Here is a 20,415-nt window from a genome sequence, read left to right as displayed (position 1 = left end):
CCACATACAACTGTATTGACATCTAATTTTATTTTTTAAGGATTAGATGAAAGGAGGACACCGACTTGTCTCAAAACAATCGATTACAGTTTTCGGTAGAAGAATCCATTTATTTCAAAAGCGGACAGGAAGTCAGTGAGCTGCTGTCAATTTCTCTCGACCCTGACATTCTCGTTCAAGAAGTGAATGATTATGTTTCCATTAGAGGTTCACTCGAGCTAACAGGAGAATACAACATAAATCAAGAGGAGCTATTGGGTGAATTGAGTTCCTTTCCAACATACAGGGAAGCAGATGAGGTAAAGGTCAGAGAAGACGGAACGGCGGAGCTTCTGCATCAATTTCCAGTCGATATCACCATTCCGAAGAACAAAATTAGTCATTTAAATGATGTGTTTGTGTTTATTGATGCGTTTGATTACCAGCTGACAGAGAATCGTTTGCTCACCATTCAGGCTGATTTAGCCATTGAGGGCTTATTAGACGAGGAAACGCCTCCAGCGCCTGTAGAGGAGCCGTATGAATTTGTCCATCGTCCTGAAGTGGATTATGGCGATATGGCCTACGATTATCAATTGCAGCCGGAACAAGAAGAACTAGAAGAGCTGCAAGGTGAAGAACGTGAGCATGATGAGAATCAGCCTGTATTCCAACATGACACGCGCGCGGAGCAAGAGGAACAGGAAGTACAGGAAGAAGAGGAAGAAGAAATTGAGATAGAACTGGTGAACAGGGAAGTAGAAGAAGCGTCCGACGAACCTGAAGAATTAGAAGAACCTGAAGAGCCAGAACAGCCGGAACAGCCGAATAATCAAGAAGAAGCTGTGGCGCTTGGTTATCGATCCATCCCTGAAGCTCAGGTGCAGGAACCGCCATTTTTTGAACCGCCAAAGCTATTAGAAGAAGAGGAGCGGGAAGAGCCGTTTTTTGAAGTGGAAGTAAGAAAGGATCCGGAAGCTGCTGAAGAGCAGGAAGAAACGGTACAGTCGTATCCGGTTTTTGAATCACCTGCTGATCAAGTAGAGCCTGAGCAAGAGGCGACAGATGACGAATATCAGCTCGGGCGGTTATATGAACGGGAAGCACCTAAAATATATGAGTCAGCTCAAGAAGAAGAGGAGCTTGAAGAAGACGTGAGAGAAACGTCTGGCAGTGAGAACTCTCTTTATTTAACAAAGCTGTTCGCTAAGCAGGAGGAGGAAGATTTTTCCCGCATGAAAATATGTATAGTTCAGCAAGAAGATACGGTCGATCGTATTTGTGAGAGATATCAGTTAAATGTGCAGCAGCTTCTTCGCACAAACTCATTATCGATTGATGCGGAGCTTGAGGAAGGGCAGATTCTTTATATTCCTGAATATCAAAAAAGCAATGCATAGCAAGCGATGACTGACCGAGAAAATGTGGTGAGTGAACGTGGATGAAATCCAAGCTGTCTTATACGAATACGGACTTGAGGCTGAATATATTGAACCTGTCAGTCCTGCTGTCATCAAGGTATATACAAAACAGGGTGTATTTGCCCTGAAACGAGTAAAAGCCAGCCGGCATATGCAATTTACAGAGCAAATGCTTGAACTGGAATCAAAGGGCTATCGCTCCTTTGTGCCGATTTATCGGACGACGAGCGGTTCCTTTTTCTCAAGTCATCGGGAAAGCCAGTATGCATATTATCTGATGCCGTGGCTGACGAATGAAAAGAGAGAAGAGCAAGACGATAAGCACGAATATTTATTTCAAGAGATTGCAAGACTTCATAAACGGACTGAAGTCATGATGGATATCACAGCACAAGAGATAGAAGCGCATTACACCCAAATCAAGACCAAATGGGAAACAGAGAAAGACATGTATGAACGATTCATAGAGCGGGCAGAGCAAACGTGGTATATGTCGCCATTTGAGCTGGCCGCTGCTATGTATTTTTCAGAGGCGATGTCTGCCAGTGAATTTGCGCTTGAACGTTTAGAAGATTGGCATGAAGAAATGAAAGACAAAGAGACAACGCGTGTTGTGCTAAATCATGGGCAGCTATCGATCCATCACTTTTTGTATAATGATGTAGGGACAGGACATTTCACCAATTTCGAGCGGTCTAAAAAAGCCTCCCCCATTTATGATCTTCTGACCTTTTACTTTCGGACTTTCAAAACCTATCCTACGTCTTGTCCTGAATGTACTTCTTTGTTTTATACGTATCAAAAAGGAAACCCTCTTCGGGAGGAAGAACTGCATTTATTCTTAAGCTACCTTGCATATCCGCAAGGGCTGTTTGATACAGTAAAAGCCTATGAGGCAGGCGGGCAGGATGAAATGGAAAGCTGCCAGCAGCTGTTAAGAGCGTATTGGCAGATGAAAAATTCTGAGCCGACCGTCATGAAAATTCACGAAATTGAGCAGGCTAGACGGCTTGAAGAAGAACAAAGTGCCTCGTCATCGGCGGAATGACGAGGTGATGCTTCGTTGGCTTTATATGGGCAGGTACATAATGATGAGTTTTTAAAACCAATCAAGATGAAAGGCACAGGCGAGAAAAATAAGAATACCTAGAATGAGGACGTCAAATGTCGTAGGGAAAATGATCGTACGAAATCCTTGAAATATAGCAATGGGGAGAACGACTTGGGAAGCAACTGCCCGAATTTGTCTCAGCCAGGGGGGAAGTGTGTAAGGATTGATCTTCTTCAAATCAAACGCCCTCCTTTTTCATTTTGTTATTATCATATGGGCAAAAGGGCGAAGGGTGCCTGCCCAATTTGTATAAAGAAGAAGAAAAGCGGAAAAGATGATTGACGAAAACAAAAGGCATTTAGTAATATTAATAAAAGATGAGTATGTGCTGATGAACGTGATATATCGTAAGCGTGGATCAGGAAGAGTACGAGCAAGACCCTAAAGAGAGGGAAACCAAGAGCTGAAAGGTTTCCTAGGATGTACTTGTTTGGAAGGTCGCCTGTGAGCTTAATTTCTTGAATGAACAAGTAGAGAAATTCGGGAGAACCCCGTTATCCTTTAGAGTGTATGGGACACGTGTATGTGTCTCGTGAAAAAAGGTGGTACCGCGAAAAAGCTTTTTCGTCCTTTTATAAGGATGGAAAGGCTTTTTTTATGTTTCATCAGCCGAAAAAATGTGGAGGTTACACAAATGGGAACAAATAATCAAGAAATGCCAACAAAGTACGACCCTAATGCGATTGAAAAAGACCGCTATACGTACTGGCTTGAAGGAAAATTTTTCGAAGCACAAAATGACAAAACGAAAGATCCATATACAGTCGTCATTCCTCCACCAAACGTGACAGGAAAACTGCACCTTGGGCATGCATGGGATTCTACACTGCAAGACATCGTGACACGTATGAAACGGATGCAGGGCTATGACGTTCTTTGGCTTCCAGGTATGGACCATGCCGGTATTGCGACTCAAGCAAAAGTCGAGGCAAAGCTTCGCGAAGAAGGCGTCAGCCGGTATGACCTTGGCCGGGAGAAATTTGTGGAAGAAACGTGGAAGTGGAAAGAAGAATATGCAGATTTTATTCGCAGCCAGTGGGCGAAAATGGGTCTTGGTCTCGATTACTCTCGTGAACGTTTTACTTTAGATGAAGGTCTGAATAAAGCCGTCCGCCAAGTGTTTGTTCAATTGTATGAAAAAGGGCTTATTTATCGCGGAGAGTACATCATTAACTGGGATCCAGCAACGAAAACGGCACTTTCTGATATTGAAGTCATTTATAAGGATGTTCAAGGTGCGTTTTATCACTTGAGATATCCGCTTTCAGATGGAACAGGTTCAATTGAAATTGCGACGACTAGACCTGAAACAATGCTGGGGGATACAGCCGTAGCCGTACACCCTGATGACGAACGCTATCAGCATTTGATTGGAAAAACAGTGGTTTTACCAATCACAGGCCGTGAAATCCCAATCGTCGGTGATGACTATGTCGATATGGAGTTTGGCTCAGGTGCTGTGAAAATTACACCTGCTCATGATCCGAATGACTTTGAGCTTGGAAACCGCCATGGGTTAGAGCGTATTCTTGTCATGAATGACGATGGTACAATGAATGCGCATGCCCTGCAATATAAAGGGATGGACCGCTTCGAATGCCGCAAACAGCTTGTGAAGGATTTACAAGAGGAAGGCATTTTGTTCAAAATTGAAGACCACATGCATTCAGTTGGTCATAGTGAGCGAAGTGGAGCTGTCGTTGAACCGTATTTATCGACACAATGGTTTGTGAAAATGCAGCCGCTGGCAGACGAAGCCATTCATCTGCAAAAAGGGGACGACAAAGTTCAATTTGTTCCAGACCGATTTGAAAAGACATATTTACATTGGATGGAAAATATCCGTGACTGGTGTATTTCTCGTCAGCTATGGTGGGGACACCGCATTCCAGCTTGGTATCATAAAGAAACAAAAGAAGTATACGTTGGACTTGAAGCGCCAGAAGATATTGAGAACTGGGAACAGGATAACGATGTACTTGATACATGGTTTAGTTCAGCGCTGTGGCCGTTTTCTACAATGGGCTGGCCGGATGCAGACAGTGAAGACTTCAAGCGCTACTACCCAACCAATCTGCTTGTAACAGGCTATGACATCATTTTCTTCTGGGTATCCCGCATGATCTTCCAAGGTCTTGAATTCACAGGAGAAAAACCGTTTAAAGATGTCCTCATTCATGGGCTCATCCGCGACGAACAAGGACGTAAAATGAGTAAGTCGCTTGGCAACGGAATTGATCCAATGGAGGTCATCGACAAATACGGTGCGGATTCATTAAGATATTTCTTAGCGACTGGAAGCTCACCAGGCCAGGATCTTCGTTTTAGCTTTGAAAAGGTTGAATCCACTTGGAACTTTGCGAACAAAATTTGGAACGCATCCCGTTTTGCTTTAATGAATATGGATGGTTTAACGTATGATGAGCTTGACTTATCAGGAGAAAAATCAGTTGCTGATCAATGGATTTTAACACGCTTAAATGAAACAATTGAAAGTGTCACACAGCTTGCTGACAAGTATGAATTCGGTGAAGTGGGCAGACATTTATACAACTTCATTTGGGATGATTTCTGTGATTGGTACATTGAAATGTCGAAGCTTCCGCTTTATGGTGAAGACGAAGCAGCAAAGAAAACGACTCGTTCGATCCTTGCGTATGTATTAGATCAAACAATGAGACTTTTACATCCGTTTATGCCGTTCTTAACAGAAGAAATCTGGCAGCATCTACCGCATGAAGGTGAGTCTATTACTGTAGCGGCATGGCCTGAAGTGAAGCCGGAGCTTTCCAACGAACAAGCTTCTGCTGATATGAAGCTGCTTGTTGAACTCATTCGTTCTGTTCGTAACATTCGCAGTGAAGTGAACACGCCAATGAGCAAACAAGTTGAGCTTTACATTAAAGCATCTACGTCTGATGTGCAGGAACGTTTAGAGAAAAATCGTTCATATATTGAGCGATTCACGAACCCAAGTGTTCTTGAAATTGGCATAGATGTCCCAGCTAGTGATAAAGCGATGACGGCTGTCATTTCTGGAGCAGAACTCATTCTGCCGCTTGAAGGCTTAATCAACTTAGATGAAGAAATTGCCCGGCTGCAAAAAGAGCTTGATAAACTGACAAAAGAAGTGGAACGAGTTCAGAAAAAACTTGGCAATGAAGGCTTTATGAAAAAAGCGCCTGAAAGTGTCGTAGAAGAAGAGCGTGCGAAAGAACGTGATTATGTCGCAAAACGCGAAGCTGTTCAAAAGCGTATTGAAGAGCTGAAAGCATAAGAGTGAAAAGACGGCTCCTAATGAAATGGAGTCGTCTTTTTTGAAAATTTCGTATGAAATGAGAGATGACATTGTTTACAACCTATCATGAAGCGATTGAGTGGATTCACGGCAGACTGGCCTTTGGCGTAAAACCGGGTCTTGAACGAATGAAATGGCTGATGAACAGACTAGGAAATCCGGAACAAAGTATAAAAGCAGTACATGTTGCAGGTACAAATGGCAAAGGATCAACCATTGCGTTTACGCGTTCTGTTTTACAGGGAGCCGGCTATTCAGTCGGAACCTTCACCTCTCCGTTTATACTAACGTTCAATGAAAGAATCAGCGTGAATGGAGTGCCTATAGAGGATGAAGAATGGCTGGGTTTGGTGAATGAAATCAAGCCTCTTGTTGATGAATTAGATCAAACAGAGCTTGGCGCAGCAACAGAATTTGAAATCATTACAGCATGTGCATTTGCTTATTTTGCTCATGTGCATCAAGTAGACTTTGTCCTCTTGGAAACAGGGCTTGGCGGAAGGCTTGATTCTACAAATATTACTGTGCCAATTTTAACAGCGATTACGTCGATTGGTCATGATCATATGGCCATTTTAGGTGACACACTTGAAGAGATTGCAGCTGAAAAAGCGGGTATTATCAAAGAGGGTATTCCAATGATTACGGCAGTCCACCAGCCAGAAGCTCTTGCTGTCATTCAAAACACAGCAAAAGAAAAGAATACCGAATGTATTTCCTTACATGATACTTGCAGCTTTGATGAGCAGCAGCCGACAGAAACAGGTGAACGTTTCACGTTACGCACATCAAAAAGGCAGTATCCTCAGCTTGAAACAGGATTAATTGGAACGCATCAAAGGCAAAATGCTTCCCTTGCTGTTTTGCTCATTGAATGGCTGGAGCAAGAAGGCTATATTAGCGTGACAGAAGAGCAAATATATGAAGGCATTCGGCAGGCAGTTTGGGCTGGGAGGTTTGAAAAGGTCAAAGATCATCCTCCAGTGTATTTAGACGGCGCACATAATGAAGAAGGGATCGACCGTTTAATTGAAACCGTACAAGCTCATTTTTCTAGTAAACAGGTGCATATATGTTTTAGTGCTTTAAAAGATAAGCCGTACAAGCAAATGATTCAAAAGCTTGAAGCTGTAAGTTCTTCTATCCATTTTGTTTCATTTGATTTTCCAAGAGCCGAATCTGCTGAAAAGCTTTATGTATGCAGTCATTTAGATGCAAAGTCGTATGATGATGACCCTCGTACAGTGCTTGAGTTCATTCAGAAAAAAAGTGATGATCCTTCAGCGGTGATTCTTGTGACTGGCTCTCTTTATTTTATTTCAGATATACGAAATCGTATGATCGGGTAACAAAAAAACGCAAATGGCTTCAATGCCTCTTGCGTTTTTTTCTTTTGAGACCTAGAAGGGAAGTAAAATTATATTTTTGCTATGTGCTCAATGATTACGGTCGTGGTAAAATCTTGTCTATCTAATTTCTGGAAGGAGCCACGATATATGATAGGCATTTTTGTGTTTCTTGCAGGCATCACCATGGGGTCGTTCTTTCATTTAGTTGGTGAAAGGCTGCCGCTGAAGCGGTCTATTCTTTTTCCTCGTTCTCACTGCACAGCCTGTAAACAGCCGCTTTCCTTACGTGAGATGATCCCGCTAGTTTCATATGCTTTATTGAGGGGGACTTGTAAACATTGCGGCACTCGGCTGCCAATACTATATCCAATAATTGAGCTGCTGTCAGGCAGTCTTTTTTTGCTCATGTATAGAATCGCTGGTGTTTCGTTTGAAGGTCTCTTTCTTGTGATTCTTTGTAGTTTATTTGTGATTGCTGTCGTGAGCGATCTCCTTTATATGAGGGTGCCAAACGAGCTGTTTCTCTTCTTTTTCCCTCTTTTCGTCATATACCGCACGCTTGAACCTCTTCTTATTTGGTGGGAAGGAGCGGCTTCGCTTCTTTTTTGCTTTCTCTTGTTTTATAGTTTAGATCGTTTCAAGCCAAATAGCATGGGTGGAGCTGATATGAAGCTGTTCGGTGTGCTTGCATTTTGCTTTGGCTTAAAGCCATTCCTTCTCATTCTTTTCCTCTCGTGTATCACTGGAATCGTCTATGCGAAGGTTTTTTCTTTTCGATTAGATGAGCCATTTCCCTTTGTTCCTGCGATCTCTTTTTCTTTTTGGCTGTATCTCTATGGAGCTCATGTCATGCTCCCGTTGGCCGGGTCGATCGGTTGAAAAAATTGGCGAACACTTTTTTTCCCTGCCGACAAAAGTCTTGTTCTTTTTTTTATCCGCTATGTTAAAGTGTGAAACAGAAAGAAGGACGGGTTACATTCGCGCTGATTCATTGGACAAAAAGGTCTTTCTTACAAACAATGTCAGAAAGCGGGGAATGACAGTGAAAAAAAGGCAGGCAAAAAAACAAGGGTTAAAAGTCAATATTAATGGCAAAGAAGAAATGCTTCATGAAGATGACCACCAGCCGCCAAAGCAGCAAGAGGATGATCAAGTGACGTTTTCGAATTGGGAGGAAAAAAGGCAGGCAGAACAGGAGACAGCTGCATCCGAGGAAGAACCGGCTAAACCGAAAGAAGAAGACTTCCAGTGGGATGACGCAGCTGATCATATTTATCATTCTGACCCCAAGGTCGTCACACCTTATCAAAAGAAAAAAGGCTCCTTTGACCAGAAGTTCGGTAAAAACCGCGGCCCGTTTAAGAGAGTGATGACAACGATTGTGTTTGCAGTGGTTCTTGGGACAGGCCTTGGTGTGTTTGCACTTAGCTTAAGTCAAGATGGTACTCAGAATCCATCAGGGGGAGATATCAGCGTTTCAGCGTCCGGAAATCAATCATCAATGAAAGCGGGCGGGGATGCGCCGCCAGCAGATACTGCTGATGAATCAAAAGAGAATAAGGATGAAAAAAGCGCCTCTGGCAGTTTTTCAACCTATGTCGTACAGGCTGGAAAGTTTTCCTCTGAAAAAGGAGCAGATGAATTAGTTGGCAGTTTAAAAGAAGCAGGATATGCGGGGAAAAAGGTCTCGATGGATGATGGCTATTATGTCATTGCCGGGCTTGCGACAGAACAGGGCATGACAAGTGCTGTTGGGAAGAAGCTGATTGATCAGCACTTTGAGGCGTGGGGAGGCAAGGAGCTCTCATTTCAAGTACCGGAGGAACTGACTAGTTTAATAGAAAAGGCATCTGTTTTATCCTCTAAGGTCATTGCAGGGGATGATGTGGATCAAAAGGACGTTGCCCAGCTAATCTCTGAGCTTGAAAGTGCCAAAACAACGGACGCACCAGCTAAAAGCAGTTTGCTGAAAGCGGTGCAGCTGTTAAATGAACCTACTGCTGAAAACGGGTGGAAATCTCAACAGGCACTGCTTGATCAATTAAATACGTAAAATCATATTTTAAGAAACCAAACTAGTCAAAAAATGACTAGTTTTTTTCTTTTGCATCCAACATAATGATGAAGGAACATGAAAAATGAATTTTCGTAAATTGTCGGTAAGATGTACATTTGATAGGATGAATGGGTATCTTACTTCTTAGGCTAAACCCTGAAAGGATGAACAAACATGAACCAATTGATTCTCGCATCTCAATCCCCTAGAAGAAAAGAATTGCTTGATCTAGCAGGGTTTTCTTATGACATTCAAGCAAGTCAATTAAAAGAAGAAATAAATCGAAACTTTTCTCCTGCAGAGAACGTCCAATGGTTGGCAGAACAAAAAGCAAGTGATATTCAAAGATTATATCCCGAAGCTGTGATTATTGGTGCAGATACGATTGTTGCAATTGACGGCAAATGTCTTGGGAAACCAAAAGACAGGGAAGAAGCGGCCTCAATGCTTCAATTATTGTCAGGAAAGACACATCAAGTCTTGACGGGTGTCACGATTCAGTCAGAGAATAGAAAAGAAACATTTTATGAACAGACAGAAGTGACGTTTTGGACACTTACGCAAAATGAAATAGAACGCTATATCGAAACGGGAGAACCGCTTGATAAAGCGGGGAGCTATGGCATTCAAGGAAAAGGCGCACTGTTTGTTCAAAAAATAGATGGTGATTATTTTTCCGTTGTAGGTCTCCCTATTGCCAAAACAGTTAGAGTGCTCGAAACATTTGGAATCACCCCTTTTTGATGACAGGAAGGAATCTAAAAGGAGTGGGTATCATGAACGATTTCCCTATGTTGCTAAAGCATTTTCCTCAAGATGAAAAGCCGAGAGAACGATTGATCAAATATGGTCCCGGCAGTCTGTCAAACCATGAACTTGTTGCGATTCTTTTAAGGACAGGCACAAAAAAGGAATCAGTTCTTCAAATTTCCGCAAGACTTCTGCAAACATTTGGCGGTCTTCGCTCTGTAAGAGAAGCCTCAATTGAAGAAATGTCGAAGATTCGAGGAGTTGGAAAGGCGAAGGCGGTCTCTCTTTTAGCTGCTTTAGAACTTGGCACTAGATTACACCATCAAACGACGGACAACCGCTATGTGATCCGCACACCAGAGGATGGGGCAAACTTTGTGATGGAAGATATGAGGTTTTTACAACAGGAAAATTTCGTTTGTCTTTATCTCAATACTAAAAATCAAGTCCTTCATAAACATACCGTGTTTATTGGCAGTTTGAACTCATCCATCGTTCACCCGCGTGAAATTTTCAAAGAGGCCTTTAAACGGTCCGCTGCTTCATTTATATGTGTGCACAACCATCCATCTGGAGATCCGACGCCCAGCAGGGAAGATATTGAAGTCACACAGCGACTTTTTGAATGTGGACAGCTGATTGGAATACAGCTGCTTGATCATCTTGTCATAGGTGATCAAAAATTTGTGAGTTTGAAGGAAAAAGGGTATTTGTAACACTTTTTTTTTCAATGTTTTACGATATAATAGAGTTTATGAGTTTTTCCCTAAGGGAATTTTGGTTTAAGAAAGGAAGATACATACATATGTTTGGAATTGGTACAAAAGACCTTGGTATAGATCTTGGCACAGCGAATACACTTGTTTTTATTAAAGGAAAAGGCATTGTTGTAAGAGAACCTTCGGTCGTAGCCTTGGAAACTGATACGAAGTCTATAGTGGCAGTCGGAAATGATGCTAGAAACATGATTGGCCGTACACCTGGTAATGTTGTGGCACTACGCCCAATGAAAGACGGTGTCATTGCAGATTACGAGACGACAGCAACAATGATGAAATATTACATTAATCAAGCATTAAAAGGCAAAGGGCTTTTTGCTCGTAAACCTTACGTCATGGTATGTGTACCATCTGGTATTACAGCTGTAGAAGAGCGTGCAGTCATTGATGCAACAAGACAAGCTGGTGCACGTGACGCATACCCTATTGAAGAACCATTTGCTGCGGCAATCGGTGCTAACCTTCCTGTATGGGAACCAACAGGAAGTATGGTTGTGGATATTGGCGGCGGTACAACAGAAGTAGCGATTATTTCTCTTGGCGGCATTGTGACATCACAATCAATCCGTGTGGCAGGAGATGAGATGGATGATGCGATCAGCAGCTACATCCGTAAAACGTATAACTTAATGATCGGTGATCGTACATCAGAAGCGATTAAAATGGAAATCGGTTCTGCTCAGCCTGACGTACATGATGAGATGGACATTCGCGGACGTGACCTTTTAACAGGTCTGCCAAAAACAATCTCTATTACGGCAGAAGAGATTGCAAAAGCGCTTCGCGATACGGTGGAAACAATTGTCGATGCAGTGAAAATGACTCTTGAAAAAACCCCGCCTGAGCTCGCAGCAGATATTATGGACCGCGGAATTGTATTAACAGGAGGCGGTGCATTACTGCGTAATCTTGACAAAGTCATTAGCGATGAAACGAAAATGCCAGTCATTATTGCAGAAGACCCGCTTGACTGTGTGGCAATCGGGACAGGGAAAGCACTAGAACATATTCATTTGTTCAAAGGAAAATCAAAAGATAATCGATAATCGGGCGTAATTAAAGAGGTGTAAGACATGCCGCAGTTTTTTATGAATAAAAGATTAATGTTGCTCCTTGTCTGTGTCATCGTACTGGTGGCCATGATTGGTTTTTCAGTGAAAAGCGGCAGAGGTGCTTCATGGCCGGAAAAATTAGTGGGGGATACGACAGGCTTTTTTCAAGGTGTCTTTCATAAACCATCACAATTTATTGCCGGTATTTATGGGAACGTACAAGATTTAAAGAACACATATGATGAAAACGAGCGTCTTCGAAAAAAACTTGATGGACAAACTCAATATGAGGCGAAACTTCAAGAACTAGAAGATGAGAACAAAAAGCTTCGCAAACAGCTTGGCTATGTGAACTCTATTCGTGACTACACGCCAATTCTATCAACTGTTATCGCAAGAAACCCTTCTCTTTGGGATAGCTTTGTGATGATTGATAAAGGGAAAAAACAAGGCGTGGAAAAAGATATGGCAGTCACTAATGAGAGTGGCGCATTAATTGGGAAGATTGAAAGTGATAAGCTCAACAATTTTACTTCGACTGTAAGATTGCTAAGCTCTACTGACCAAAATAATAGAATTTCAACGAAAATTTTTGCGAAAAAGGGCAAAGAAGAACTCAATGGAATCATTAACGGTTATGACAGCAAGAAAAAAATGCTGACTATGAATATTCTGAAATCCGATGCAGATGGGGATGTCAAAAAAGGAGATCTTGTTGAAACATCTGGAGCAGGGGGCGTATTTCCGCAAGGCTTAACGATTGGTAAGGTAAGTGAAATCGAGCCAGACCATTACGGCCTGACAAAGATCATTTACGTAGAACCAGCGGCTGAACTCAACAATTTAGACCGCGTGATTGTGGTGAATCGCAGCACAAGTACAGCAGATGCATCTGAATTGACGAAGGAGGAAGGCTCGTGAAACGTGTCCTTCTTGCTTTCGTCATGTTGTTTATCTTCGTATTTGACAGCATTTTTGTGGATTTAGTGAAGCTCCCATTTGTTTCAGAGAATCAAATTTTAGCTCCTCATTTCATTTTACTTGCACTTGTATTTATGACTGCTTTTGTGAATCAAAAATATGGTGTGATTTACGGAGTTATCTTTGGACTTTTATATGATATTTCATATACAGGCATACTTGGTGTTCATATGTTTGGCTTTGGGGCGCTTTGCTATTTGTTAGCAAAAGCCTTTAAAGTTCTGCAAACGAATATGTTAGTCGTTGTTTTTCTGTCGATTATTGCTGTTTCCGTGATGGAGTTTTATGTATACGGCGTTCAAGCGACAATTCAACCAGGGATTATGCCGTTTAATACGTATGTCATCGAACGCTTTATTCCAACGATTCTTTTAAATACTGCTGCGTCTCTCATACTTGTTGTGCCGTTTAGGCTCTTTTTCACCCACGTGAAACAAGGACTGATCGACGAATAAAAGCAGGAGTTTGTCCAATTACGGCGAAATGAGTATGTTGTTGAGGTGAGCATCTTGAAAACTCAAAAACAGCAATATGTGACGATAAAAGGTACAAAAAACGGATTAACATTACAGTTAAATGATGACTGTTCGTTTGATGACCTTCTTTCCGGCTTGCGAGAGGTTCTATTACTTGAGCAATATACAGATGGAAGAGAAGGACATAAGGTCAATGTGCATATTAAGCTTGGTTTTCGGTATTTAACAGAGGATCAGGAGACGCGTTTGACTGAAGCGGTGTCTGAAAATGAACATCTCGTCATCCACTCCATTGAAAGTGAAGTCATGTCAACTGAAGAGGCGAGACGATTAAAAGCAGAGGCTGAAATTACTTCTGTAGCAAAAATTGTGCGCTCTGGACAGGTGCTGCATGTCGAAGGAGATCTTTTATTAATAGGAGATGTCAATCCTGGCGGAACGATTCGCGCAGGAGGAAATATTTTTGTGCTTGGCGCTTTAAAAGGTGTGGCGCATGCTGGATGTAATGGCAACAAACAGGCTGTTATTGCGGCATCTCATATGATTCCAACACAGCTTCGCATCGCACAAGTTTTTAACCGCGCGCCAGACCAAAAAGAAGATGGAAATGAAATGGAATGTGCTTATTTAGATATAGATGGCAATATGATCATTGAACGCCTGCAGCAATTGGCTCATATAAGACCTAATCTGACAAGGCTTGAGGGAGGAATGTGAAATTGGGCGAGGCTATTGTGATTACCTCAGGAAAAGGCGGCGTTGGCAAAACAACAACATCTGCAAACTTAGGCACAGCACTAGCAATTCAAGGGAAAAAGGTGTGTCTAGTTGATACCGACATCGGCCTTCGAAATCTGGATGTCGTGATGGGGCTTGAAAACCGCATTATTTATGATCTAGTCGATGTAGTAGAAGGAAGATGCAAAATTCACCAAGCGCTTGTAAAAGATAAGCGTTTCGAGGATCTTTTGTATCTTTTACCTGCTGCTCAAACAAGTGATAAAACGGCTGTAGAGCCGGAACAGATCAAAGACTTAATTCAATCATTGAAACAAGACTTTGATTATGTTGTCATTGACTGCCCTGCTGGAATTGAGCAAGGCTTTAAAAATGCTGTATCCGGTGCAGACAAGGCCATTGTCGTGACGACGCCTGAAATCTCAGCTGTGAGAGATGCGGACCGGATCATCGGTTTGTTAGAACAAGAAGATATCGAACCGCCTCGTTTGATTGTCAATCGTATTCGTACACACATGGCGAAAAATGGCGATTCAATGGATGTAGATGAAGTGGTACATCACTTATCGATTGATCTGCTTGGCATTGTTGCAGATGATGATGATGTGATTAAGGCTTCAAACAATGGTGAACCGATTGTTATGGATGCTAAAAACAAAGTATCGATTGCCTATCGCAATATTGCCCGCCGCGTACTAGGCGAATCTGTTCCGCTTCAATCTTTTGAAGAAGAAAACAAGGGAATGTTTGCAAAACTCAAAGCATTTTTTGGTGTAAGAGCATAATCACTAAAGCGTGATAGAAAACCTTTGCAGTCAGGAAAGACGGCTGCCTTTGCAAAGCGAATTTGACATTCGTGAGCACCGGAGCGCAGACCTGACACTGAATGCGAGGGTTTGTCTGCACGCTGAGACCGATTCGATGAGAATCGGTCTTTTTGTTGCATATCAGATGGGGTTGTCACATAAAATGTACAAACTGTTTGTATGTAAAGGGTGATCTCATGAAAAGAGTGGACGAGTACCGAAAGAAAATCGCGCAGCGCCGCAAAACGATGCAGCCAGCTGCTCCCCCTAATAAGGCGGCTTTCAAGAAAAAAGAAGATATCCCGCCATGGGTTATGCTGACAGAGGAAGAAAAGCATTCTGGCTCGACCTCCTATGAACCGGCGTCCCATCAGCCAAAGAAATATCGTCATCCCTTATTTAACCCGAATACCTTTGTGCTTAAATGCTTATTATCAGCGTCCCTTGTGTTGATTGCAGCCATTTCATTTAAAGGTCAGACAGGTCCGTTTCAGCAGCTGAAGCCGATGATTACTCAGACCTTTGAGCAAGATTTTCAATTTGCTGCTGCCAACCGCTGGTTTGAAAAAACAGTTGGACATCCGCTGGCCTTTTTAATAGAGAAAAAAGATGGTCAAAAAGACGTACAAGCGAATCAAGAACTAGCTGTTCCTGCCTCTGGTAAAGTGCAGGAATCCTTTACGCAAAATGGCGCAGGGGTCAAAGTGGAGACATCCGCTGAAGCCATTGATAGTATGAAGGAAGGCTATGTGATTGAGGTGAAAAAGAAAAGCGACACAGGGCTTACCGTGGTGGTGCAGCATGCAGATAATAGCTATAGCTGGTACGGTCAATTAAAGAAAGCCGATGTGGCCTTATATGATTTTGTTGATAAGGGTGAAAAAATTGGCCAGATTTCGCTTGATGATCAAGGGAAAGGCACGTATTACTTTGCCATTAAGCAAAATGAACAATTTATCGATCCTATTCAGGTGATGACCTTTGAATAGATGGCTGCTCATGCTGACCAAAATTCACATCCATCCGCTGCTGTGGATTGTGATGGCGTTTGCGATTCTGTCAGGTCAAATCAAGCCGCTGCTTTGTCTGCTCGTGATCGTCTGTGTCCATGAACTTGGACATGCAGCGGCTGCCTGCTATTATCATTGGCGCATTCGGCGGATTTTTTTACTGCCATTTGGCGGAACGGTGGAAGTAGAGGAACATGGAAACCGTCCGCTAAAAGAAGAGCTGGCGGTCATTTTGTGCGGGCCGCTTCAGCATGTACCGCTCCAGCTCATGGCATGGCTTTTCATGGAGGCTTCTCTTATCTCACATGACGTCTTTACGATGTTTACCTTTTATAATATGGCAATTTTCCTTGTGAATCTTTTGCCCATTTGGCCGCTTGATGGCGGAAAATTATTCTTTTTGCTCTTATCCGTTTTTTACCCTTTCCAACGTGCCCATGCCCTAACAATAAAAGGCTCACTTGTCTTTTTCGGCCTATTGACAGGAGGATTACTTTTGTTTGCACCGCTGCAATTCAATGGCTGGGTGCTGCTTACTTTTTTAGCTTATTCACTCGTGATGGAACACAGGCAGCGGCATTACGTCAGAGTTCGCTTTTTACTAGAACGGTATTACGGTAAAAAAGAGCAAAAGGTAGAAAAACTCATTCCGCTGAGAGCAAGTGCAGAGGAAAAAGTATATGAAGTGATGGCCCGATTTCAAAGGGGCTGTAAGCATCCGATTATTATTGAAAGAGATGGCGTGAAGATGAGCCAGCTTGATGAAAATGAACTGCTCCATGCGTATTTTTCAGATCGCAGAACTACCTCCTCAATGGAAGAGCTTCTTTTACCGTACTAATGGTGAAAATACATTGACATTCTGCGTCTAGTTTGATATATTTTTTAATGTTATGGATATGTAGCACCCGTGCTACAACCGCGCGGAGCAGGTGTAAAGTGCCTATGGCCCCCTGTATTCGGCGAGTCTGAGTTTATTAGGAGGTGCAGAGATGTACGCAATTATCGAAACTGGTGGTAAACAAGTAAAAGTTGAAGAAGGTCAAACTGTTTATGTTGAAAAACTAGCTGCTGAAGCAGGTGAAACAGTAACTTTCGAAAACGTATTGTTTGTCGGCGGAGACACTGTCAAAGTGGGTAATCCTTCAGTTGCTGGAGCAACAGTAACGGCTAAAGTTGAAAAACAAGGTCGCGGTAAGAAAATTACTGTGTTCAAGTACAAACCGAAGAAAAACAACCACAAGAAACAAGGTCATCGTCAACCTTACACTAAAGTTGTTATCGAAAAAATCAACGCTTAAGGCGTGTGAGTGATATGATCAAAGCAACCATTACTCGGTCTTCAGCAGATGAAAGCATTACGTCTTTTCAGATGACTGGACATGCCGAGTTTGCTGAAAAAGGTCAGGATCTCGTTTGTGCAGGTGTATCTGCTGTTGTTTTCGGCTCAGTCAATTCAATTATTGCACTGACAGGATTGGACCCACTGCTTGATATTGGTGAAGAAGGCGGCTACTTCTCTTTTGAACTGCCGGCTGATACAGATCCAGTATCCTTTGAAAAAGCCCAGCTGCTTTTAGAAGGCATGGTCGTTTCCTTAGAGACAATTGAACGAGATTATCACGATTATGTGAGAATATCAACAAAAAAATAGGAGGTGAACTTCATGCTTAGATTAGATCTTCAATTTTTCGCATCTAAAAAAGGGGTAGGTTCTACAAAGAACGGACGTGACTCTGAGTCTAAACGTTTAGGCGCTAAACGTGCTGATGGTCAATTCGTAACTGGTGGTTCTATCCTTTATCGTCAACGTGGAACGAAAATCTATCCAGGTGAAAACGTTGGACGCGGAGGCGACGACACTCTTTTCGCTAAAATCGACGGAACGGTTAAATTCGAACGTTTCGGTCGTGACCGTAAAAAAGTGAGCGTATATCCTGCGGCACAATAATTGCTAAAAACTCCGGTCATTGACTGGAGTTTTTTTCACTTTTTACAAGCAGTACCGAAGATGATAAAAGAAGATGCACTCCATAAATATCAAAGAACGTTTGCTGACTTTGCCTCATTTTCTCCTATACGATCAGAAAAAACAACCTTTCCTCACATAACTAGTGTTTTTCTATGCTGTCTTCTCTGTTATAATTCAGGGAGACATATTGATGATAAGACTCCTAAAAGAGAGACCAAACGATTGGGAGTGCGATAATGGAAGAGATACCAAGTAAAGAAAATGAAAAATTAACTCACGTTGCATTAACAAATGAATTGATCTATCTGCTCAGTCGTTCCAGACACGACTGGATGAATAAATTACAGCTGATCAAAGGCAACTTGACATTAGAAAAATATGACCGCGTGTTTGAAATTATAGAAGAAATGGTCATTGAAGCACAGCATGAATCCAAACTCTCAAATTTAAAAATTCCCCAATTGGCCTATTACTTTCTAACATTTAATTGGGAGTCGCATTTTATCACCTTAGATTATGAAGTGCTTGGTGAAACCCGAGACTTATCAGCATATGAATCGCAGCTGCTAACGGTATCACAGGAGTTGTTTTCGATATTCGATCAATCAGTTTGCCAAAAAACTGAAAATCATTTAACGGTCACGTTCCAAACAGATCATGAAGAAAATGATGTGATCTTATATTTTGATTTCAAAGGAAAATTAACAAGTTTGGATGCGTTAAATGCGTTTCATGACGCAAACTATCCATGTATGAGTATAACGCAATTTCATGTGACGCCTCATGAGTCCATGATTGAGCTTTGTTTGAGGCAAGAACGAGATATGTGATGCAGAGAAACGGAGGAAGTTATGTTTGTAGATCAGGTTAAAGTGTATGTTAAAGGCGGTGACGGCGGAAACGGTATGGTGGCGTTCCGTCGTGAAAAATATGTACCAAAGGGCGGCCCAGCAGGCGGCGACGGCGGAAATGGTGCAGATGTTGTATTTGAAGTAGACGAAGGACTTAGAACGTTAATGGACTTTCGTTATAAGCGCCATTTCAAGGCTGACCGCGGCGAGCATGGAATGAGTAAAAACCAGCATGGCCGAAATGCGGAAGAAATGATTGTCAAAGTTCCGCCGGGTACGGTTGTGACAGATGCAGAGACGGAACAAGTACTAGCTGACTTGACAGAGCATGGGCAGCGGGCTGTAATTGCTAAAGGCGGACGTGGCGGACGCGGGAATTCACGCTTCGCAACACCAGCAAACCCTGCACCACAGCTGTCTGAAAACGGTGAGCCAGGTAAAGAACGTGACGTCATCTTAGAATTAAAAGTACTTGCAGATGTTGGACTTGTTGGTTTCCCAAGTGTCGGGAAGTCAACATTGCTTTCGATTGTCTCTTCTGCGAAACCAAAAATTGCGGATTATCATTTTACAACGCTTGTGCCGAACCTCGGTGTTGTTGAAACAGACGATAACCGAAGCTTTGTTATGGCGGATCTGCCAGGACTGATCGAAGGAGCGCACGAAGGCGTTGGCTTAGGTCATCAATTTTTACGTCATATTGAGCGTACACGTGTCATTGTCCATGTCATTGATATGTCTGGACTTGAAGGGCGTGACCCATACGAAGACTACGTGACGATTAATGAAGAGCTTGAGCAGTACAATATGAGATTGACAGAGCGTCCGCAAATCATTGTTGCGAACAAAATGGACATGCCAGATGCAGCTGACAACCTAGAGGCATTTAAAGAAAAATTAACGGATGACTATAAAGTGTTCCCGATTAGTGCGATCACAAGAGAAGGGCTTCGTGAGCTCTTATTTGAAATCGCCAATCAGCTTGAAACAACACCGGAATTCCCGCTCTATAATGAAGATGAGCTGTCGGATAACCGCGTGATGTACAGGTTTGATGAAGGCGATGCACCATTTGAAATCTCTAGAGATCCTGATGGCACATTTGTCTTAACGGGTAAAGCACTTGAGCGTCTGTTTAAGATGACAGACTTCTCAAGAGATGAATCTGTTAAACGATTCTCTAGACAGCTGCGCGGAATGGGTGTCGATGATGCGTTGCGTGAGCGCGGAGCAAAAGATGGCGACATCATTCGTCTGCTTGAATTTGAATTCGAATTTATTGATTGATCAAAAGGAGGGTCCAGACCATGGGCTCTCCCGTTTTTAAAAGGGGAGAAAACAGGTGAAAGAAGAAACGTTCTATTTAGTAAGAGAGGATGTACTTCCAGATGCGATGCGAAAAACGCTTGAGGTCAAAAAGCTTCTCGATCGCAAAAAAGCGGATTCAGTTGCCGATGCTGTTCAAAAAGCGGATTTAAGCCGCAGTGCTTTTTATAAATACCGAGATGCTGTTTTTCCATTTTATACAATGGTGAAAGAGCAGATCATCACATTGTTTTTCCACCTTGAGGACCGGTCTGGGGCTTTATCAAGACTGCTTCAAATTGTGGCTGACTCTGGCTGTAATGTGTTATCCATTCACCAAACGATTCCGCTGCAAGGAAGAGCGAATGTCACCTTATCAATTAGTACAGCTGGTATGGCAGATGATATCAACACCGTCATGAATCAATTAAGAAAGCTTGAATTTGTCGAAAAAGTCGAAATTCTAGGTTCTGGGGCGTAA

22 protein-coding genes and 2 other annotated features are annotated in these 20,415 nt (G+C 42.5%); of the genes, 21 read left to right on the top strand and 1 reads right to left on the bottom strand.

The features are described 5' to 3' along the window. Positions 1–65: 65 nt before the first annotated feature. Together M1D81_RS13030 and ysxE are read left to right on the top strand one after the other, a co-directional pair. Complete coding sequence (locus M1D81_RS13030) at positions 66–1,379, top strand: LysM peptidoglycan-binding domain-containing protein (protein WP_456266682.1); 1,314 nt, start codon at positions 66–68, stop codon at positions 1,377–1,379. A 37-nt stretch (positions 1,380–1,416) separates the two neighbouring features. Further along, complete coding sequence (gene ysxE / locus M1D81_RS13025) at positions 1,417–2,448, top strand: spore coat protein YsxE (protein ID WP_456266683.1); 1,032 nt, start codon at positions 1,417–1,419, stop codon at positions 2,446–2,448. Positions 2,449–2,499: 51 nt separating this feature from the next. On the opposite strand, the gene M1D81_RS13020 is transcribed toward ysxE, so the two are convergent. Next, on the bottom strand, positions 2,500–2,688 hold the full coding sequence (locus M1D81_RS13020) for a hypothetical protein (protein ID WP_003216497.1): 189 nt from the start codon (positions 2,686–2,688) through the stop codon (positions 2,500–2,502). A gap of 168 nt (positions 2,689–2,856) precedes the next feature. Next, positions 2,857–3,086, top strand: a binding site (T-box leader). Between the two features lie 59 nt (positions 3,087–3,145). Here M1D81_RS13020 and M1D81_RS13015 point away from each other — a divergent pair. The 19 genes from M1D81_RS13015 to M1D81_RS12925 all read left to right on the top strand — a co-directional run bounded on the left by M1D81_RS13015 (position 3,146) and on the right by M1D81_RS12925 (position 20,415). Continuing rightward, positions 3,146–5,788 (top strand): valine--tRNA ligase, encoded by a 2,643-nt coding sequence (locus tag M1D81_RS13015; RefSeq protein ID WP_456266684.1) that lies wholly within the window; start codon positions 3,146–3,148, stop codon positions 5,786–5,788. Between the two features lie 65 nt (positions 5,789–5,853). Then, positions 5,854–7,158 (top strand): bifunctional folylpolyglutamate synthase/dihydrofolate synthase, encoded by a 1,305-nt coding sequence (locus M1D81_RS13010; protein WP_456266685.1) that lies wholly within the window; start codon positions 5,854–5,856, stop codon positions 7,156–7,158. 147 nt (positions 7,159–7,305) lie between these two features. Continuing rightward, complete coding sequence (locus M1D81_RS13005; RefSeq protein WP_456266686.1) at positions 7,306–8,037, top strand: prepilin peptidase; 732 nt, start codon at positions 7,306–7,308, stop codon at positions 8,035–8,037. 157 nt (positions 8,038–8,194) lie between these two features. Next, positions 8,195–9,211, top strand: a complete 1,017-nt coding sequence (locus M1D81_RS13000) for an SPOR domain-containing protein (protein WP_456266687.1) — start codon at positions 8,195–8,197, stop codon at positions 9,209–9,211. A gap of 177 nt (positions 9,212–9,388) precedes the next feature. After that, entirely contained in the window at positions 9,389–9,958 is a 570-nt protein-coding gene (locus M1D81_RS12995; protein ID WP_456266688.1) for a Maf family protein, read from the top strand. A gap of 47 nt (positions 9,959–10,005) precedes the next feature. Then, the gene (gene radC / locus M1D81_RS12990) at positions 10,006–10,680 is read left to right on the top strand and encodes a RadC family protein (protein ID WP_456267116.1); all 675 of its coding nucleotides are present in this window, start codon (positions 10,006–10,008) and stop codon (positions 10,678–10,680) included. Positions 10,681–10,769: 89 nt separating this feature from the next. Then, positions 10,770–11,789: a rod shape-determining protein gene (locus M1D81_RS12985; protein ID WP_007501538.1), complete on the top strand. Its 1,020-nt coding sequence runs from the start codon at positions 10,770–10,772 to the stop codon at positions 11,787–11,789. Between the two features lie 27 nt (positions 11,790–11,816). After that, complete coding sequence (gene mreC, locus M1D81_RS12980) at positions 11,817–12,716, top strand: rod shape-determining protein MreC (protein WP_024423163.1); 900 nt, start codon at positions 11,817–11,819, stop codon at positions 12,714–12,716. Next, positions 12,713–13,231: a rod shape-determining protein MreD gene (mreD, locus tag M1D81_RS12975; protein ID WP_456266689.1), complete on the top strand. Its 519-nt coding sequence runs from the start codon at positions 12,713–12,715 to the stop codon at positions 13,229–13,231. The genes mreC and mreD overlap by 4 nt, the downstream gene beginning before the upstream one ends. Before the next feature lie 54 nt (positions 13,232–13,285). Continuing rightward, entirely contained in the window at positions 13,286–13,969 is a 684-nt protein-coding gene (minC, locus tag M1D81_RS12970) for a septum site-determining protein MinC (protein WP_024423161.1), read from the top strand. A 2-nt stretch (positions 13,970–13,971) separates the two neighbouring features. After that, positions 13,972–14,775, top strand: coding sequence for a septum site-determining protein MinD (minD, locus tag M1D81_RS12965; RefSeq protein WP_456266690.1), 804 nt, complete (start codon positions 13,972–13,974; stop codon positions 14,773–14,775). A 218-nt stretch (positions 14,776–14,993) separates the two neighbouring features. Continuing rightward, positions 14,994–15,785 carry a peptidoglycan DD-metalloendopeptidase family protein gene (locus tag M1D81_RS12960; RefSeq protein ID WP_456266691.1) on the top strand — a complete coding sequence of 264 codons (792 nt, stop codon included), beginning with the start codon at positions 14,994–14,996 and terminating at the stop codon, positions 15,783–15,785. Further along, a complete protein-coding gene (locus M1D81_RS12955) occupies positions 15,778–16,647 on the top strand; it encodes a M50 family metallopeptidase (protein WP_456266692.1) in 870 nt (289 codons plus the stop codon). Before M1D81_RS12960 ends, M1D81_RS12955 begins: the two co-directional genes overlap by 8 nt. 66 nt (positions 16,648–16,713) lie before the next feature. Then, positions 16,714–16,786 (top strand) — a sequence feature (ribosomal protein L21 leader region). A gap of 12 nt (positions 16,787–16,798) precedes the next feature. Continuing rightward, positions 16,799–17,107, top strand: coding sequence for a 50S ribosomal protein L21 (gene rplU / locus M1D81_RS12950; RefSeq protein WP_003216781.1), 309 nt, complete (start codon positions 16,799–16,801; stop codon positions 17,105–17,107). A 14-nt stretch (positions 17,108–17,121) separates the two neighbouring features. Further along, a complete protein-coding gene (locus M1D81_RS12945; RefSeq protein WP_034279847.1) occupies positions 17,122–17,460 on the top strand; it encodes a ribosomal-processing cysteine protease Prp in 339 nt (112 codons plus the stop codon). A 12-nt stretch (positions 17,461–17,472) separates the two neighbouring features. Continuing rightward, complete coding sequence (gene rpmA / locus M1D81_RS12940; protein WP_003216586.1) at positions 17,473–17,757, top strand: 50S ribosomal protein L27; 285 nt, start codon at positions 17,473–17,475, stop codon at positions 17,755–17,757. Between the two features lie 257 nt (positions 17,758–18,014). Continuing rightward, entirely contained in the window at positions 18,015–18,608 is a 594-nt protein-coding gene (locus tag M1D81_RS12935) for a Spo0B C-terminal domain-containing protein (protein WP_456266693.1), read from the top strand. Positions 18,609–18,629: 21 nt separating this feature from the next. Beyond that, positions 18,630–19,916: a GTPase ObgE gene (gene obgE, locus M1D81_RS12930; protein WP_264007673.1), complete on the top strand. Its 1,287-nt coding sequence runs from the start codon at positions 18,630–18,632 to the stop codon at positions 19,914–19,916. Positions 19,917–19,971: 55 nt separating this feature from the next. Then, positions 19,972–20,415, top strand: a complete 444-nt coding sequence (locus M1D81_RS12925; protein ID WP_008342790.1) for an ACT domain-containing protein — start codon at positions 19,972–19,974, stop codon at positions 20,413–20,415.

The sequence above is a fragment of the Bacillus sp. JZ105 genome, from assembly GCF_053903125.1.
The sequence above is the reverse complement of the archived record's forward strand: the minus strand, read 5'-3'. Positions and strand labels throughout refer to the sequence as shown.

Coding starts and splice junctions, on each gene's coding strand:
- rpmA (WP_003216586.1), top strand. CDS start 17,473: ATGCTTAGATTAGATCTTCAATTTTTCGCATCTAAAAAAGGGGTAGGT.
- radC (WP_456267116.1), top strand. CDS start 10,006: ATGTTGCTAAAGCATTTTCCTCAAGATGAAAAGCCGAGAGAACGATTG.
- rplU (WP_003216781.1), top strand. CDS start 16,799: ATGTACGCAATTATCGAAACTGGTGGTAAACAAGTAAAAGTTGAAGAA.
- M1D81_RS13010 (WP_456266685.1), top strand. CDS start 5,854: ATGACATTGTTTACAACCTATCATGAAGCGATTGAGTGGATTCACGGC.
- M1D81_RS13000 (WP_456266687.1), top strand. CDS start 8,195: ATGACAGTGAAAAAAAGGCAGGCAAAAAAACAAGGGTTAAAAGTCAAT.
- M1D81_RS12960 (WP_456266691.1), top strand. CDS start 14,994: ATGAAAAGAGTGGACGAGTACCGAAAGAAAATCGCGCAGCGCCGCAAA.
- M1D81_RS13015 (WP_456266684.1), top strand. CDS start 3,146: ATGGGAACAAATAATCAAGAAATGCCAACAAAGTACGACCCTAATGCG.
- M1D81_RS13005 (WP_456266686.1), top strand. CDS start 7,306: ATGATAGGCATTTTTGTGTTTCTTGCAGGCATCACCATGGGGTCGTTC.
- M1D81_RS12985 (WP_007501538.1), top strand. CDS start 10,770: ATGTTTGGAATTGGTACAAAAGACCTTGGTATAGATCTTGGCACAGCG.
- mreC (WP_024423163.1), top strand. CDS start 11,817: ATGCCGCAGTTTTTTATGAATAAAAGATTAATGTTGCTCCTTGTCTGT.
- obgE (WP_264007673.1), top strand. CDS start 18,630: ATGTTTGTAGATCAGGTTAAAGTGTATGTTAAAGGCGGTGACGGCGGA.
- M1D81_RS12995 (WP_456266688.1), top strand. CDS start 9,389: ATGAACCAATTGATTCTCGCATCTCAATCCCCTAGAAGAAAAGAATTG.
- M1D81_RS12935 (WP_456266693.1), top strand. CDS start 18,015: ATGGAAGAGATACCAAGTAAAGAAAATGAAAAATTAACTCACGTTGCA.
- M1D81_RS12945 (WP_034279847.1), top strand. CDS start 17,122: ATGATCAAAGCAACCATTACTCGGTCTTCAGCAGATGAAAGCATTACG.